We start from the raw sequence: 17,226 nt of genomic DNA, 5'->3' as shown, positions 1-17,226 counted from the left end.
TTGGCAAGGCGACCACCTCGTCGCCGAAACCAGCAAAACCCACCACCGCAGCTACGTCTACGAACCCGGCACCTTCCGCCCGCTGGCGCTGCTCGACGGCAAAGGCCCGAAAAAGGCCTGCCCGTTCTACTACCAACTCGACCACCTCGGCACCCCGCAGGAACTCACCGATTACAGCGGCGAAATCGTCTGGTCGGCGCAGTACGACGCCTACGGCAAAGTCGCAGCCATCACCCTCGCCGGCGAGGACTACCTCGACCAGCCACTGCGCTTTCAGGGGCAGTATTTCGATGCGGAGAGCGGGCTGCATTACAACCGGCATCGGTATTACGACCCGAGGTTGGGACGGTATCTGACGCCGGATCCGGTGAAGTTGGCGGGTGGGTTGAATCAGTACCGGTACGTGCCGAATCCGACGGGGTGGGTGGATCCGTTGGGGTTGAGCTCCAATTGTCCACCGCCGACACCGCGCCGTCCGATGCGCTACGAGGCGGGTCGTGCAGTTGTCGAAGAAGGTGCGCCTCCACTGCCGAAGATGACAGCGCAGGAGCGGCGGGCGAGGCTTGATGAGGTGGCAGAAGAAAATGCTCATAGGCGTTTGGATGAAATGGAGAAAGCCACACAAGATGCACACTTCTTAGAAAAACATGGCAAACAGACCACACTAGCTTCTCAGCAGGAACGCTCATTGACGGGAAGAAATCCAACAACTGGAATTATTGAGGTTTACACCAATGGGAGACGAGCAGGCCAGCCAAAAATACCCAGTGCGGCTACTCACTTTTTTAGTTATCGAGATCAACTTAACGCAATACATCGTGCTCAGCTTATTTTTAGACGGAATGGCCAAATCGCGTCCAAAGAACCTATGCATATGGGTAAGGTGGTTGGCGAGGGGTACAAAAGGGGAGGGGTCATTTATGGACAGCAAACACATGCGGTAGTAATTCTCAATAGAGCAGCTAAGCCGATAACCTCTTACACGGAGTTTTTGAATTGAAACGTAAGCCTGAATATTTTGTTTTGCGTGGTCTGCTTTTCCTATTCGATATAGAAAATACTCATGATGATGCTCGAGAAAAAATCATCGTCTCGAAGAACGTCAATGACAAGCAAGAGCTTACTGATCTGTTTGATATTCTTATGAGGCCTGAGTTTCTTTCTTATAGTCTTGAGGAACGAGAGTGGTGTATTGATACGCTGAAGTACTATTTGGAAGTCGGTGATAGCTTTGATGAGGTGTTTACAAGAATAACTACTTATTTTGATGACGACGTAGAGGACCAGCGTCAGTTCATGCAGGTTTTGTTAAGTTGTTTATTGAAGTATCACGTCGATGATTCAGATATGCGGCAAGGATGAAACAGCTGGGCTAATTCAACTGACGCTTCGCGAGCAAGCTCGCTCCCACAGGAGGTTATGGCGCCTGGGAAATCAGCGTTGGCCTATTAGCTGTGGAAGATGTAGATCGGGCGCGGTGAGACTATCAATCACATGCACGCTATACCCCGGAACATTCTTCGCATGATGTTTCGCTTGCGAAGCCATTTCCGCGAGTTGGCTGGCATCCAGTTCTGCGCAGGCCTCGGGTTGCAGGTGGACTACGCCTATCGATAACGATAGAAGTGGAAACTCCTGCCGCACACCCTGGCGATTCGGCGCAATGAAGCAGCCAGCCTCAAGATGCTCCGGGCGATAGAAACGCCTACATTGGCTCTGGAAGTCGTCGAGCAGTTGGTTGAGGCGTTTGCGCCAGTCTTCCGGGCCGAGCACCAGCAGGAAGTCGTCGCCGCCGATGTGGCCGACGAAGTCGCGGGACGGGTCGACGCGTTCGTTCAGGCATTGCGCCAGACACAGCAAGACTTCGTCGCCACGGCCGTAGCCGTAGATGTCGTTGAAGGGTTTGAAGCTGTCGATGTCGACGTAGCAGATGATCGATTCGCGGCCTTGTTGCAGCAGGCGGGTCAGGCATTGCTGGATCGGCACGTTGCCGGGTAGCAGGGTCAACGGGTTGGCGTAGCGCGCCTGCTGGATTTTCAATTCGGTGATCAGTTTGAGCACGTCGATCACCCGACCGAGGCCGAGATAACCACCGTTGAGGGTGATGATGAAATCTTCTTCGATGCGCTGCCGGGCGCGGCTGGTGATCAGGCGGCTGACCTGTTGCAGCGACTGGCTCATTTCCACGGCGAGGAAGTCGTCGTTCATCAGGCGGCTGATCGGTTTGCGCGCGAACAGGTCGGTGGCGAACGGTTTCAGCAGTGCGTCGGACAGCGAATGGCGATGGACGATGCCGCATGGCTGGCCCTGTTCGTCGAGCACTGCCAGTGAATTCAGATTGGCCTGGCGGCGGAAGGCCTCCAGCACCGTGGCAGTCGGCGTGTCGCGATGCACCGCCGGTTGGTCGTTGAGCAGGGCGCTGAGGTCGCTGCCTTCGTCATTCAACGCCACGGCGCTGCTGTCGTGTTTCGGCATCAAGGCCCGGGCATCGCGAGATGGATGTTCCTGTGGGCGACCGAGCAGGTAGCCCTGTACCAGATCGACGCCCATTTCGGTCAGCACCGCCAATTCTTCCGGCAACTCGATCCCCTCGGCAATCACCTGCGCCCTTGAGGCCTTGGCGATTTGCAGGATCGAGCCGACGAACTCTCGTTTCAACGCGTCCTGATGAATGCCGTCGATAAAGTGCCGGTCGATCTTCACGTAGTCCGGGCGCAGTTCTGACCACAGACGCAGGCTCGAATAGCCGGCGCCCAAGTCATCCAGTGCAATCGAAAAGCCCATCGCCCGATAGTGATGCAGCGCGGTTTGCAGCAACTGGAAATCGTCGATCGGCGTCTGTTCGGTGAGTTCGATGACCACTTGGCTCGGCGGAATGCCGAAGTCCTGCAGCAGTTGCAGGGTCCGCCCCGGTTGGTGTGCGGCTTCAAGCAGGGATTCCGGTGAAACGTTGAGGAACAGCTTGCCCGGCAGTTGCTGCTCGTTGAAACGACGGCAGGCAGACTGGCGGCAGGCGATCTCCAGTTCGCTCAAGCGGCCAGCCTGACGCGCCACGGCGAACAGCGCGATTGGCGAGTGTAGCGGGCTGTTGGACGGGCCTCGGGTAAGGGCTTCGTAGCCGAGAATGCGACGCTCGGAGAGACAAATGATCGGCTGGAACAGGCTGTGCAAACCGCTTTGAGTCAGGATCGAGCTCAAGGCACTCAGCTGTTCGGTCGTGGTCATGGCAATCTCTGGCGATAAAAAAAGGACTGGGAGCGCTCTTGTTTGAAGAGGCGCTCCCAGTCCTTTATTTCACGACAGAATGATGACTGTTTGATGACGCTCCGGGGAGCGTCACCATTAAATTGCCATCATCTTACTTCTTGGCCACCTGATTGCTCAGCTTCAGGTAATCCAGCAGGACGCGCCCGGTTTCGCTCAGGTAGGCGTCGTCTTCCGGTTTGACCTTGTCCGGCTCGGCCGCAGCCAGCGCGTCCTCATCTTCTTTCTTCAGCTCTTTGAGCGGCTCTTCGCCTTTGGCTTTGCGACGGATGTTTTCCATCGCCAGTTGCTTGGCATCGATGTCCGCGTGCTGGGCACGACGATCGGCTTCGTTGAGGCTGACGGTTTTTTCTTCCATCAACTTCTGCGCCAGGGCCAGCTTGTCGCGGATGAACACGAACTCGGCGTCTTTGGCGCTGCGTGCGTCGTGCTCGGACTTGAGCTGCGCGAGGAACGGTTTGAACGGATCGGAGGCCGGCTTGATCGCTGCCTTGATGGTGTCCCACGGCATGGCTTCCGGCAGGGCACTTTCGCCGATTTCCTTGGTGTCGATGATCGACGGGTAGTCGATGTCCGGCAGCACGCCCTGATGCTGGGTGCTCTGCCCGGAAACCCGGTAGAACTTGGCCAGGGTCAGTTTCAGTTCGCCATGGTTCAGCGGCTGAATGGTCTGTACGGTGCCTTTGCCGAAGGTCTGGCCACCGATGATCAATGCGCGATGGTAGTCCTGCATGGCGCCGGCGAAGATCTCCGAAGCCGACGCGGACAGGCGGTTGACCAGCAGTGCCATCGGGCCTTTGTAGAACGCGCCCGGGTTTTCATCTTCGAGGACATCGACGCGGCCATCGGCGTTACGCACGAGGACGGTCGGGCCCTTGTCGATGAACAGGCTGGTCAGTTCGGTGGCTTCCTGCAGGGAGCCGCCGCCGTTGTTGCGCAGGTCGATGACCACGCCGTCGACTTTCTCTTTCTGCAGTTCGGTCAGCAGTTTCTTGACGTCACGGGTGGTGCTCTTGTAATCCGGATCACCGGCACGGAACGCCTTGAAGTCGAGGTAGAAAGCCGGGATCTCAATGACGCCGAGCTTGTAGTCCTTGCCGTCCTGTTTCAGATTCAGCACGGACTTTTTCACCGCCTGGTCTTCAAGCTTCACCGCTTCGCGAGTGATCGGCACGATCTTGCTGGTCTGGTCGTTCGGCGCATTGCTCGCCGGAATCACTTCCAGGCGCACCACGGTGCCTTTCGGGCCGCGGATCAGCTTGACCACTTCGTCCAGACGCCAGCCCACCACGTCGACCATCTCTTTGTTGCCTTGGGCAACGCCGATGATCTTGTCGGCCGGTGCGACCTGCTTGGTCTTGTCGGCCGGGCCTGCCGGCACCAGACGCACGACTTTCACTTGATCGTTGTCGCTCTGCAACACGGCGCCGATGCCCTCCAGGGACAGGCTCATGTTGATGTCGAAGTTCTCCGCGTTATCCGGCGACAGATAATTGGTGTGCGGGTCGTAGGACATGGCGAAGGTATTGATGTACGCCTGGAAGATGTCTTCCGCGCGGGTCTGATCGAGGCGCGCCAACTGATTCTTGTAGCGCTTGGTCAGGGTTTCCTGGATCTGCTTGGAATCCTTTCCGGCAATCTTCTGCCGCAGCACTTCGTCCTTGACGCGTTTGCGCCACAGGTCGTCGAGTTCAGCGGTGGATTTGAGCCAAGGGGCGTCCTTGCGATCAATCAGCAAGGTCTCCTTGGTGGTGAAGTCCATCTTGTCGACGCCCTTGTTCAGCTCCGCAATGGCGAAGTCCAGACGCGCCTTGACGCGGTCCAGATAGCGCTTGTAGATGGTGAACCCGGCGTTGAGGTCGCCGCTCTTGAGGAAGTCGTCGAACTGGGTCTTCCACTTGTCGAATTCGGCGATGTCGCTGGCCATGAAATAGCTGCGCGACGGGTCCAGCAGCTTGATGTAGCTGTCGTAGATGATCACCGAGCGCGCATCGTCGAGCGGCGGCTTGCTGTAGTGGTGACGCTTGAGCAACTCGACGACGTTGAGACTGGCGATCACTTCGTCGCGATCAGGCTGCAAGTTGTCCCAGCTGTTGGCTGCGAAGGTTTTGCCCGACATCGGCAACAAGCCGATACCGATGAAAAGAGCGAGGGCGGTGCTGGGGAGCAAATGCTTCATGCTGATTCGACGCGGGGACAATTGATAACGCATATTAGGCCGTCTTTGAAGTCGCCGGTTCTACGAGAGCCGGTCGCATAATGCAAAAAGCCCGGCGCTACAGCTTCGGGCTCAGTCCAGACTCACTATGGAGGCACTGTGAAGGCATTGCAAGGCGTTGAAGGTCAAGTGGCATGGGTTGAAGAGTCGAGTCCGGCATGTGATGTAGGACAAGTGCGCATTCGTGTGGCGGCAGCCGGCCTCAATCGCGCCGATTTATTACAGAAAGCCGGGCTTTATCCACCGCCGCCCGGTGCCAGTCAGGTGCTCGGTCTTGAGTGCTCCGGGGTGATCAGCGAAGTCGGCGCCGGCTCGTCGTGGCAGGTCGGCGACCGGGTCTGCGCGTTGCTGGCCGGGGGCGCAATGGCCGAAGAGGTGGTCGTCGACGGACGGCACGTGCTGCCGGTGCCCGAAGGTGTTTCGTTGATCGAGGCCGCGGCATTACCCGAGGTTTATGCAACGGTCTGGCTCAACGTGTTTCAACTGGCGGCGTTGAAACCGGGCGAGAAGGTTCTGCTGCATGCCGGCGCCAGTGGAATTGGTTCAGCCGCCATTCAGCTGTGCAAGGCGTTCGGCAATCCCTGTTGGGTCAGCGTTGGCTCGGCCGAGCGTCTGGCCTACTGTGAAGCGCTGGGCGCCCAGGGCGGAGTGGTGCGCAGCGATGATCTGGAGAGTCTGCGCGACTTCGGTCCGTTTGACGTGATCCTCGATCCGGTCGGCGGCAATTACGCCGCGCTCAACCTCAAGCTGACGGCGCTGGACGGTCGTTGGGTACTGATCGGCCTGATGGGCGGGCGTGAGGCGACACTGGACCTGGCACAGGTACTGGCCAAGCGCGTGCAGTTGCTTGGTTCGACGTTGCGCAGTCGCAATGATCAGTTCAAGGCCGATCTGCTCAGCGACTTGAGCCAGCATGTATGGCCGCTGTTTGCCGAAGGACGGTTGAGTCCGCAACTGGCGAAAACCTTTCCGGTGAAAGACGCCGAGGCGGCGTTTGCCGAGCTGGCGAGTAATACGGTTTCGGGGAAAGTGGTGCTGGTGATTGACGACAGCCTCACCTGACACCCCAAAACTTGTGGCGAGGGAGCTTGCTCCCGCTGGGGCGCGAAGCGGCCCCAAATCATTCAACGCGGTGAGTCAGATCAAACCGGTTGACTGGTTCTGCGACTGCTTTGCAGCCGAGCGGGAGCAAGCTCCCTCGCCACATTTATGCGTCCAAATTGGATCTTTGGTTATTTCCAGAGATGGATCGGCCAGCCGGCTTTTTCGGCGTGCTCCAGCAATACCGTATCCGGATTCACCACATGCGGGAAATCCACCTTCAGCAACAACGGCAGATCATTGCGTGAATCTGAATAGAAACTCGCGCCCTCAAGGTTCTCCTCCTCAGCGTCCAGCCATTCCAGCAGGCGGGTGATCTTGCCTTCGCGGTAGGTCAGCGTGCCGACGGTCTGGCCAGTGTAAACGCCGTGCGCGACGTCCAGTTCGATGCCGAGAATTTCATCGATGCCCAGGCGTTCGGCGATCGGTTTGACCAGGTGCGTGCCCGAAGCCGAGATCACCAGAATCCGGTCGCCGGCCTTGCGATGAGCGGCGATGGTTTGGGTGGCGTCGCTGAAGATGATCGGTTCGATGAAGTCTTCGACCCATGGGCCGACCAGGTGCTCGAGCTCTTCCGGGGTACGCCCGATCATCGGCTCGAGGCTGAACGCCATGAATTCTTCCATGCGCAATTTGCCATGGCTGTAGGCATCCATCAGCTCGTTGTTCTTGCGCATGAACGACTCGGGATCGACCCAGCCCAGGCGCCCCATCTGCTCGCTCCAGAGGGTGGCGCAGTCGCCGTGGATCAGGGTTTCGTCCAGATCAAAAATTGCCAGGGCCATCAGTGCAGTTCTCTCTTCAACGTCAGCAAAGTCATCAGGCTACCTCACACAGGGCCGTCGGATCGATGGAAAGCGCCAGACGCTGACCGTCGGGATGCAGATCCGCCGCCGAGCGGTTGAGCACGTCCACCACCAGTTCCACACCGCGCGCTTCGACCCGATAGCGGATCACGTTGCCGAGCAGGCTGTGGCTGCGGATCTGCGCATCGAGTTCACCATTGAGGCTCAGTTCGATGGCTTCCGGGCGTATGGCGATGCGGTGGTTGATCGGCCGTTGCAACAACTTTGAGGCACTGTCGGCGTCGAGCAGGTTGTAGTTGCCGATGAAGCCGGCGGCGAACACATCGACCGGTGCGGTGTAGAGGGTTTCGGCGTCTCCGCTTTGCACGATCTTTCCCTGGTTCATCAGGAAAATCCGGTCGGACATGGTCAGCGCTTCTTCCTGGTCGTGGGTGACGAAGATGGTGGTCAGGCCGAGTTCGCGCTGGATCTGGCGGATCTGTTCGCGCAGGTGTTTACGGATTCGCGCATCCAGCGCCGACAGCGGTTCATCCAGCAACAACAGGCGTGGGCGGGTGACCAAGGAGCGGGCGAGGGCGACTCGCTGGCATTGGCCACCGGACAACTGATGCGGATAGCGGCTGGCGAAGTCGTGCAGTTCAACCAGTTTCAACACTTCGCTGACGCGCTTGTGGCTGTCGTCGGAATTGACCTTCTGCATGCGCAGGCCGAAGGCGACGTTCTGCTCGACGGTCATGTTGGGGAACAGCGCGTAGCTCTGGAACACCATGCCGATCCCGCGTTTCTGCGGGCTCAGCGGCACGATGTCGACGCCATCAAGCAGGATCTTGCCGCCATCCACCGGCGTCAGCCCGGCGATACAACGCAGCAGGGTGGACTTGCCGCAACCGGACGGGCCGAGCAGGGTGACGAACTCGCCTTTGTTGATTTCGCAGTTGATGTCGCTGAACACCGTGGTGCCCGCGTAGTTTTTCTGCAGGTGTTGGACGCTGACGTAGCTCATTCGCTTTTGTCCTTGTTCAAGATGTTGGCGATCCAGGTCAGGACCAGCACGAAAAAGAAGTACGAGATCACCAGCGCACTGGTGAAGTGGCCGCTGCTGTTGCGCATGTTGTTCAGATACACCTGCAGGGTTTCGTAGCGCGTGCCGACGAGGATGTTGGCGAACACGAATTCCCCGAACAGGAACGAGAACGACAGCAGCAGCGCGACCATCAGGCCTTTGCGCAGGTTCGGCAGCACCACCAGAAACGCCGCCTGAAAGGTGCTGGCGCCGAGCAGTTGCGCGGCGTCCATCAGGTCGCGCAGGTTGATCGCCTGCAGATTGTTGGTGATCGCCCGGTACATGAACGGCAGCGCCACGGTGAAGTAGCAACCGATCAGGATCCACGGCGTACCGACCATCGCCAACGGCCCGGAACCGTACAGTTGCAACAGGCCTACCGACGACACCACTGGCGGCACCGCGAAGGGCAGCAGGATCAGGATGTTCATCAGCGCATCGAGTTTCGGGAAGTGGTAATGCACCACGAACAGCAACGGCAGGATCAGCACCACCGACAGCACCAGCGCGCCGACGCACACCAGCAGCGACTGGCCGAAAGCATGCAGAAAGCGTGGATCGCTCCACAGCTGGAGGTACCACTTGAAGGTGAAGCCGCTGGGTAGGATGGTCGCCGACCAGCTGCTGGCGATCGAATAGATCAGCGTACCCACCAGCGGCAGCAGCAGGATCGCGAACAGCAAATAAACCACGACGCGGTGGTAGACGCCGGCCGGGCCGGATTCAGCGCGAGACATGGTAGCTCCTCTTCAGCAGCAATTGATGCACGACGGTGACGAGGGTCATCAACGCCACCAGCACCACGGCCAGGGCGCTGGCCAGATTCGGATCGAGGGAAATATCCCCGGAAACCATTGCCGCGATGCGGATCGGCAGCACGTTGAAGTTGCCGGTGGTCAAGGCGTACACCGTGGCGTAGGCGCCGAGAGCGTTGGCCAGCAGGATCACAAACGTACCGAGCAGTGCCGGGGTCAGCACCGGCAGACCAATATGCCGCCAGAACTGCCAGCCGTTGGCGCCGAGCAGCGCAGCGGATTCGCGCCAGTCTTCACGCAAGGCGTCGAAGGCCGGGTAGAGCAGCAGCACGCCGAGGGGAATCTGGAAGTAGGTGTAAAGGATGATCAGGCCGGTTTTCGAGTACAGGTTGAAGTCCTGAATGATCCCGGCCTGCTTGAGCATGATCGTGATACTGCCGTTGAAGCCGAGCAGGATGATGAACGCGAAGGCCAGGGGCACGCCGGCGAAGTTGCTGGTCATGTTGGCGAAAGCATTCACGAAGTTGCGCAGTTTCGAGTCGACCCGGCGCAATGAGTACGCACCGAGCACGGCGATGATGATGCCGAACACACTCGACCAGAAACTGATCTCCAGGCTGTACTGGATCGCCTGCAGATAGAACTTGGAACTGAAGATCTTGCTGAAGTTGGCGAAGCCCCAGCCGAATTCTTCCGATTGCAGGCTATTGATCATCACCCAGACCAGCGGGGCGATTTCGAACACGATAAAGAACAGGGCGAACGGCACCAGGCACAGGGCTGCCAGCCATTTGCCGCGAGTCATGGCATTCACTTGAGCAGCTCCCGGCATACAGGTTTGTCGTGGGGGGCGCCGAGCAGTTCGCAGACGGTGCCGCAGATCTCGGTTTGTTTCGGCGCGGCATCAATTTTGAAGCTGAAGGCGTCACCGAGAACGAACAGCGGCACCTGCCGCTCTTCCGGTAACAGGCCGTTGTGCGAGCGGTCGTTGTTCATGCCGTGGTCGGCGGTGACCAGTACCTGATAGCCCGCATCGAGCCAGCCTTGCAGGTAGTCGGCGAGGATGATGTCCGCCGAGCGTGCGCTGTTGCGGTATTGCGTGGAGTCGAGGCCGTGCTTGTGGCCGGCGTCGTCGATGTTCATCGGATGAATCAGCAGAAAGTTCGGCGCATGGCGCAGGCGCAGGTTTTCCGCGTCGGCAAACAGGTGCGAATCCGGGTAGTGATCGCTCCAGTAGAAGTGGCCGTGCTGGATCGGCAATGACAGGTTTTCGGTGTGCCGGTCGCGGGCCACGACGAACGGCGAGCGGTTATACAGCTCGCTGACCCAGTGATAGGCCGCTGCGGCGGTTTTCAGGCCGGCGTCGCGGGCGTAGTGATAGATGCTGCGCTGGCTGGACAGACGCGCGACGTTGTTGTGGACGATGCCACTGTCGATCGGCGGCACGCCGGTTAGGATGCATTCGTAAAGCGGTCGGGACAGGGCCGGCAACTCGCACTCCAACTGATAGAGCGCGGCGCGTCCTGCGCCAACGTAAGCCTGCAGATGCCCCATGGCGTGACGCGCGACCTCGTAGTTGAGACCGTCGAGCACGACAAGGATGACGTTGTGCTTCATAGGGGCAAAAACTCCGCGAAAACAGGAAGTATCAGATTCAACCTGGATCCCATGTGGGAGCGAGCCTGCTCGCGAAAGCGGTGGTTCATTCAACAATGGTGTTGACCGAGATACCGACTTCGCGAGCAGGCTCGCTCCCACACTTGGATCTTCGTCCAATCACACGATGGTGATTCGTCGCCTTACTTCATCTCGACGATGACTTCTTCGTTCCACTTCTGCGGCAGGGCCTTGGAGGTTTTTTCCCACGCGTCGGCGTCCTTGATTGGCGTGACCTTCTTGTACTGCTCGTTTGGCAGCAGCTTGGCCTTCACGTCTTCTGGCAGTTGCAGATGTTCGGCACGGATCGGACGGGCGTTGCCGCGCGCCAGGTTGGTCTGGCCGGCGTCGCTGAAGATGTATTCGCGGGTCAGCTTGGCGGCGTTCGGGTTTTTTGCGTACTTGTTGATGATGGTGGTGTAGCCGGAAATCACCGAGCCGTCGGACGGGATCAGCACCACGTAGTCATCCGGGTTGGCCATCTTGGCCTTGTAGCTCAGACCATTGAAGTCCCAGACCACGCCGACTTCGATTTCGCCTTTTTCCATGGTGGCGATGGTCGGGTTGGCCATCGACAGACGACCTTGCTTGGCGATGTCTGCAAACAGCAGCAGGGCCGGCTGGAGATTCTTCTCGTCGCCACCGTTGGCCAGGGCAGCGGCGAGTACGCCGTTGGCGGCTTGCGCGGCGGTGCTCACGTCACCGATGGAAACCTTGTATTTGCCGCCCTTGAGGTCAGCCCATTTGGTCGGTACTTCGGAACCGTGCAGCAGTTTCTTGTTGACGATGAAGGCGATGGTGCCGGTGTAGGCCAATGCCCAGTTGCCGTCCTTGTCCTTGGCCCAGGCCGGCACCTGATCCCAAGTGCTCGGTTTGTAGGGTTGCACCACGCCCTGCTTGACCGCGATCGGGCCGAAGGCGGCGCCGACGTCGCCGATGTCGGCGGTGGCGTTGTCTTTTTCAGCGGCGAACTTGGCGATTTCCTGGGCCGAGCTCATGTCGGTGTCAATGTGTTTCAGGCCGTAGGTCTTGGCCAGGTCTTCCCAGGTGCCTTTCCAGTTGGCCCAGTCATCGGGCATGCCGACGCTGTTGACAACGCCTTCCGCTTTCGCAGCGGCTTCGAGGGTTTTCAGATCGGTGTCGGCCGCCATGGCGGCGGTGCACATTGCAATGGTCGAGCCTAACAGTGTTGCCAGGAAAAGCTGTTTCATTCCGAAGCTCCTTGGTCGTGTTCAACGCTGCGATTGCGGTTTGTGTTGGTCTAGGTCAGCAATACCTGAGCCAATTTAAGGGGGCTGGATGACACTTTGATGTCGGCGGTCGCCCGGCAGGCCTTTTATTTGCCCGGTTTCGGCGCTTGCCCGCTAAGCGTAGACCAAGGTCAAAGCCCCGGCAGACAAGGCACTTGGCCGAGGTATTGCAAGTCATGAAGGCGACCGTCGGGCGGGTTTGTCATCTCACGGTCATCTGCACTGCCTAGGCTTGCAAGACATGGAAACGGCTTGCAGGCCGTACGGTTTTTGCCCCGAAACAGTGCTGGTCTAGTCCAGATAGGTAACGTTGATGCGCGATGAGGCGACAAAAGCGGTGACAGCCATCGGCCAGGTGCTGCAGGAGCAGCTCGATCACGGCCTTTTGGCGCCGGGCAGCAAGCTGCCGGCCGAGCGCAAGCTCAGTGAGTTGTTCGGCACCACGCGCATTACTGTGCGCGAGGCCTTGTTGCAACTGGAGGCGCAAGGGCAGATTTATCGCGAGGAGCGGCGTGGCTGGTTCGTTTCGCCGCCGCGTCTGGCGTACAACCTGATGCAGCGCAGTCACTTTCACGCGATGGTCAGTGCGCAGGGGCGGGAGCCGTCGACCGAGGTGATTTCCGCGCGCCTGCAGCCAGCTTCGGCGGCAGTGTGTGCGTGGTTGCAGTTGCCGGCGTTGTCCAGCGTGATCCAGATTTGCCGGTCGCGGCGGATTGACGGGCGGCTGGTGCTGTATGTGGAGCACTATCTGAATCCGCAGTATTTTCCGGGGATTCTGGGGTTTGATTTGAATCAGTCGATGACCGAGTTGTATGCGCGGCATTACGATTTGCACTATGGGCGGGTGCGGTTCGAGATTGTGCCGACGTCGTTGGCGGTGGATGCGGCGGCGGCTTTGCGGGTTTCTGTCGGGAGTCCGGGGTTACGGATTGCTCGGGTCAATTATGATCAGCATGAGCGGTTGATTGATTGTGATCTGGAGTTTTGGCGGCATGATGCGATTCACGTCGGTGTCGATGTTGTTTGAGCGTTTGGCCTTGGCGGCCTCTGGGCCGACCAGGTTCTTGGGGTTTTGGGTGTTTATCCGTTGCTTCGGGTGTTGCGGCTGGCGGTTTCGCTCTTACAGCGACTCCCTTTGGCAAACGCCCCAAAGGAAGCAAAGGTCTTGGCCCCGGCGTACGGCCCTCGCTTAGGCTCGGGTTCCTTCGTTGCGGGGCTCATCCGGGGGGCATCGCCTCCGGTTTGCTTCGCTGCACCTCCTCTCGATGTGTTTGGCTACGCCAAACGGTCGCTGCGCTCCCACCCCCGGATAACCCCCTCCACTCAGCCTGCCGAAGGGGCCGGCACGGCAAGATCAAGAGCTGCAGCCGAGCTAACGCTCATCCTGTTGAGTGGTGAAAAGCATGCGGTCTGCTTGGACTGCTTTGCTTTTCTGTGGAAGCGAGCCTGCCAGCGAAGGCGGCCTGACAGCCGACCAATCTCCAACCGAATACATCCAATCAACTGTGGGAGCGAGCCTGCTCGCGAAGTCGCCCTCACAATCACTTCATCTCTATCTGGCCACCTCAGCATTCCCGTACAAATAATCCGTCGCCAGCGACGCCATCGTCCTCACCCCAACCACCAGCGCCGACTCATCCACAAAGAATCCCGGATTGTGATTCGGCGCGGCCTTGCTCATGTCCTGGTCCCGTGGTGTCACGCCGAGAAACACAAACAGCCCCGGTACTTCCTTGGCGAAGAACGAGAAGTCTTCCGCGCCGCCCACCAACGGTGCATTGACCACGTCATCCTTGGCTGCCCACTTCAGCGTCGGCAGCATTTTTTCCGTCAGTGCCGGGTTGTTGATCGTGGGGTCGTATTTTTCGATGATGGTCACGTCGGCTTTCGCGCCGCCGCTTTCGGCGATGTTTTCGATGGTCTGGCGTACGTCGGCGTGGAGTTTCTGGCGGATGCCGTAGTCGTAGGAGCGGATGGTGCCGCTCATGTCCACGGACTCGGGAATGATGTTGTAGCGGGTGCCACCATTGATGGTGCCGATGCTGACCACCGACGGGTAAGACGAAATGTCGGTGCGGCGGCTGACCACGGTTTGCAAGCCGACGATGGTTTGCGCGCCGACGGTGATCGGGTCGATGCCGTCCCACGGGCGGCCGGCGTGGGTTTGTTTGCCGAGGATTTTGATGCGCAGGTCGTCAGAGCTGGCCAGGGTGGCGCCGGGGCGGTAGGCGATCTGTCCGGCGGGAACGCCGGCCCAGACGTGCAGACCGAATACGGCGTCGGGTTTGGGTGATTTCATCACGCCTTCCTGCACCATCATTTTCGCGCCCCAGGTATTTTTGCCGTCGGGGATGAAGTCGCTCGGGCCTTCTTCGGCGGGCTGGAAGTAGAACACCACGGTGCCGGGCAGGGTGTCACGCAGACCGGTGAGAATTTTCGCCGTACTCAGCAGGATCGCGGTGTGGGCGTCGTGGCCGCAGGCGTGCATCACGTCGACTTCTTTGTCCAGATAAGTGCCTTTGGCTTTCGAGGCGAAGGGCAGGTCGGCGACTTCCTTGACCGGCAGCGCGTCCATGTCGGCGCGCAGGGCCACGGTCGGGCCGGGCAGGGCGCCTTTGAGGATGGCGACCACGCCGGTGCGGGCGACGTTGGTTTTGACCTCCAGGCCCATGGCCTTGAGCTGTTTGGCGACCAGTTCAGAGGTGCGTGTTTCGGTGTTGCCCAGTTCCGGGTGGGCGTGGATGTCGCGGCGGGTCTCCAGCAGTTGCGGCTCAAGTGCCTTGGCTTGCGTGGCGATCTGTTCGCGGGTGCTGTCCAGGGTGGCGGCGTTGGCGGTGCCGGCCAGCAGGGTGAGCAGAGCGGTCTGGGCGATACGTGTCAGCTGCATCGGGTTTCTCCATGGTTATTGTTTTTCTGGCTTCCCTGCCTGTGACCCGACTGTCTGCGCGAAGTGCTATTCCTTCGGCTGGCCACCACCGGCAGTGATGACCTGCACGCTCATGCGTGGAGTCGCCAGATCGAGCCCGGCCTCATCCAGATGGCGCTTGAGCGACAGGTTGAAGGCTCGGGAAACTTCCCACTGCTTGATTGGCGCAGTCTTGAAGCGCGCACGCAAAATTGCGCTGCCGGACTCGAAACTTTCCACGCCCTGAATCTCCAGTGGCGACCAGATATTGCGCCGTTGCAGCGGGTCGGTGCGCATTTTCTGGCCGACTTCGCGCATCAGTTTGATCGCGTCGTCGATTTCCATGTTGTACGGCACCGCCACTCGGAAGATCGCGTAGCCGAATTCCCGGGAGTAGTTCTTGATGCTTTTGATTTCGCTGAACGGGATGGTGTGGACGATGCCGTCGATGTCGCGCAGGCGCACGGTGCGGATGGTCAGGCCTTCGACGGTGCCGAGATGCCCGCCGACATCGACGTAGTCATCAATGGCCAGCGAGTCTTCGATGATGATGAACAGGCCGGTGATCAAATCCGCCACCAGCGACTGCGCACCGAAACCGATGGCCAGACCGATCACACCGGCACCGGCCAGCAGTGGCGTGACGTTCATGCCCATGTTCGCCAGGGCGACGATCAGCGCAATGATGAAAATCGCCACGAACAGCACGTTGCGGATCAGCGGCATCATCGTCTGTGCGCGGGCATTCGCCAGGCCTTTGCGCGAGCGGGTGAGGGCGTGATGCACGGCCGTGTCGGCGAGGATCCAGATCAGCCAGGAGAAAATCAGCGTGCCGATCAGGCTGAACAGTTTGACGCTGACGTCGTGGCCTTCGCCCTCGGCAAAGCCGATCAGCGACTTGCCCCATACGCGCAGGCCGAGTTCGATGAAGATCAGCCACACCAGCAGGTGGGCGAGGGTGTAGAAGAAGCTTTTCAGGCGTTCCGAGTACAAGGCATGGCGCTTCGGCCCGCGTTGCGGTTTGAGTGAGTGCCGGCGCACGAGACCGTTGATCACCATGCACATCACCAGCAGCACCGTGCAGATCAGTGACTGGCGCAGGGCGGTGCTGGTGTCGCCGGCGGAGACGAAGGTGGCGAACAGCGAAATCCCGACCAGCACCAGCGCCGGCACGTACCAGAAGGTGCCGAGGATATCGATGGTGTCGCTGAGGGCGCGGCGGGTCAGGCGACGGGACAATGGCTGGTTGCGGATCAGATGGGCGATTGGCCGGCGGAAGCGCAGGATGAACAGCCCGGTGAACAGCGCCGCCAGGACATTGGTGACGGTCGCGGTGGTGTGCGCCAAATGTACGCCGAGGCTTTCCACCAGGCGCGGATCGTTGAGCGCTTCACCGAACGCGGCGAAGCTGCCGATCAGCCACAGCGGACGGAAGGCCTGATGCCGCAGGATGTACAGCGCCCGGTGCCGGTGCGGGCCGTCGAGCAGCGAGAAGGCGATCACGCAGATCGCCGAGAAACAGGTGCCGACCACCAGCGCATAAGCCAGCACCATCGCCAGGCTTTTGCCCAATGACGAGGGCAGCGCGTAGCTCATGTAGACGGTAATGACCAATGCAATCAGCCACGGCCCGAGCTTGCGCAGGGCGAAGCGCAGCATGTCGAGGGCCTTGGGGTGCTGCGGCAGTTCTTCGGTCAGGCCGAAGCGCATGCGCACCCGGTGACCGAGCCAGATCAGCGCGGCGGCGAGCAGGCTCCAGACCATCAGGATCACGGCGAAGCCGAAGATGATCGGCAGCCATTCGCTGGCGGGCAACATCAGGTTGTCGAGTTCGTCCCTGGCCAGATCGAACTCGTCGGACCAGCGGGTCAGCGGGCTGTCTTCACCGGAGAACTGCTTCTCGAAACTGGCCAGCGTGCCGCCAATCAGGCCCAACACGCCTTCTTCCGGTGAAACCTGGGCTTTCTTTGTGGCGTCGCGCAGCTTTTTCAGGTCGCTCAGCAACTGTGCGCGTTGCTTGTCGTTTTCCAGCGACTTGATGACTTCATCCAGCGACTGACCCAACGGTTCCTGCGCCTCGGGCTGCGCCTTGGTGGAGTTGAGCAGCCCCGGCAAGCCGACCGCGTGGGCAGGGGCCAGCGGCAGCAGCGTCATCAGGCAGACAAGGAACAGGCAGGGCAGAGCAAACAGACGAGCGAACACTAGGCG

General features: G+C 59.7%; 14 protein-coding genes. 4 read left to right on the top strand and 10 right to left on the bottom strand.

Annotation, left to right across the window (positions count from 1 at the left end; all coding sequences use genetic code 11):
- Positions 1–1,000: RHS repeat domain-containing protein (locus ACM6HV_RS06565; RefSeq protein ID WP_414903797.1), on the top strand; the 1,000-nt coding region annotated here is incomplete at its 5' end.
- Complete coding sequence (locus ACM6HV_RS06560) at positions 997–1,362, top strand: hypothetical protein (RefSeq protein ID WP_414903796.1); 366 nt, start codon at positions 997–999, stop codon at positions 1,360–1,362. The genes ACM6HV_RS06565 and ACM6HV_RS06560, both read left to right, overlap by 4 nt.
- Before the next feature lie 72 nt (positions 1,363–1,434).
- On the opposite strand, the gene ACM6HV_RS06555 is transcribed toward ACM6HV_RS06560, so the two are convergent.
- Positions 1,435–3,225, bottom strand: a complete 1,791-nt coding sequence (locus ACM6HV_RS06555) for a bifunctional diguanylate cyclase/phosphodiesterase (RefSeq protein ID WP_414903795.1) — start codon at positions 3,223–3,225, stop codon at positions 1,435–1,437.
- Between the two features lie 133 nt (positions 3,226–3,358).
- Positions 3,359–5,443, bottom strand: coding sequence for a carboxy terminal-processing peptidase (locus ACM6HV_RS06550; protein ID WP_161794910.1), 2,085 nt, complete (start codon positions 5,441–5,443; stop codon positions 3,359–3,361).
- Between the two features lie 138 nt (positions 5,444–5,581).
- Here ACM6HV_RS06550 and ACM6HV_RS06545 point away from each other — a divergent pair, with 138 nt between their 5' ends.
- Positions 5,582–6,544, top strand: a complete 963-nt coding sequence (locus ACM6HV_RS06545; RefSeq protein WP_414903794.1) for a zinc-binding dehydrogenase — start codon at positions 5,582–5,584, stop codon at positions 6,542–6,544.
- A gap of 170 nt (positions 6,545–6,714) precedes the next feature.
- Here ACM6HV_RS06545 and ACM6HV_RS06540 read toward each other — a convergent pair whose 3' ends face one another.
- The 6 genes from ACM6HV_RS06540 to ACM6HV_RS06515 all read right to left on the bottom strand — a co-directional run bounded on the left by ACM6HV_RS06540 (position 6,715) and on the right by ACM6HV_RS06515 (position 12,074).
- The gene (locus ACM6HV_RS06540; RefSeq protein ID WP_414903793.1) at positions 6,715–7,368 is read right to left on the bottom strand and encodes an HAD family hydrolase; all 654 of its coding nucleotides are present in this window, start codon (positions 7,366–7,368) and stop codon (positions 6,715–6,717) included.
- Positions 7,369–7,402: 34 nt separating this feature from the next.
- Entirely contained in the window at positions 7,403–8,392 is a 990-nt protein-coding gene (locus ACM6HV_RS06535; RefSeq protein ID WP_414903792.1) for an ABC transporter ATP-binding protein, read from the bottom strand.
- Positions 8,389–9,189 (bottom strand): ABC transporter permease, encoded by an 801-nt coding sequence (locus ACM6HV_RS06530; RefSeq protein WP_007965346.1) that lies wholly within the window; start codon positions 9,187–9,189, stop codon positions 8,389–8,391. The genes ACM6HV_RS06535 and ACM6HV_RS06530 overlap by 4 nt, the downstream gene beginning before the upstream one ends.
- Positions 9,176–10,012: an ABC transporter permease gene (locus ACM6HV_RS06525; protein ID WP_161794911.1), complete on the bottom strand. Its 837-nt coding sequence runs from the start codon at positions 10,010–10,012 to the stop codon at positions 9,176–9,178. Before ACM6HV_RS06525 ends, ACM6HV_RS06530 begins: the two co-directional genes overlap by 14 nt.
- A 5-nt stretch (positions 10,013–10,017) precedes the next feature.
- Positions 10,018–10,824: an alkaline phosphatase family protein gene (locus ACM6HV_RS06520; protein WP_145593404.1), complete on the bottom strand. Its 807-nt coding sequence runs from the start codon at positions 10,822–10,824 to the stop codon at positions 10,018–10,020.
- 182 nt (positions 10,825–11,006) lie between these two features.
- A complete protein-coding gene (locus ACM6HV_RS06515) occupies positions 11,007–12,074 on the bottom strand; it encodes an ABC transporter substrate-binding protein (RefSeq protein ID WP_414903791.1) in 1,068 nt (355 codons plus the stop codon).
- Positions 12,075–12,426: 352 nt separating this feature from the next.
- On the opposite strand from ACM6HV_RS06515, the gene ACM6HV_RS06510 reads away from it, so the two are divergent.
- On the top strand, positions 12,427–13,140 hold the full coding sequence (locus ACM6HV_RS06510; protein ID WP_131670030.1) for a UTRA domain-containing protein: 714 nt from the start codon (positions 12,427–12,429) through the stop codon (positions 13,138–13,140).
- Positions 13,141–13,665: 525 nt separating this feature from the next.
- On the opposite strand, the gene ACM6HV_RS06505 is transcribed toward ACM6HV_RS06510, so the two are convergent.
- Complete coding sequence (locus tag ACM6HV_RS06505; RefSeq protein ID WP_414903790.1) at positions 13,666–15,000, bottom strand: amidohydrolase; 1,335 nt, start codon at positions 14,998–15,000, stop codon at positions 13,666–13,668.
- Positions 15,001–15,066: 66 nt separating this feature from the next.
- Positions 15,067–17,220: a mechanosensitive ion channel family protein gene (locus ACM6HV_RS06500; protein ID WP_414903789.1), complete on the bottom strand. Its 2,154-nt coding sequence runs from the start codon at positions 17,218–17,220 to the stop codon at positions 15,067–15,069.
- Between the last annotated feature and the right edge of the window lie 6 nt (positions 17,221–17,226).

It is taken from the genome of Pseudomonas sp. IT-P260, from assembly GCF_949768395.1.
GTDB lineage: Bacteria > Pseudomonadota > Gammaproteobacteria > Pseudomonadales > Pseudomonadaceae > Aquipseudomonas > Aquipseudomonas parakoreensis.
Note: the sequence above shows the minus strand (reverse complement) of the source record. Positions and strands in the feature narration are given on the sequence as shown.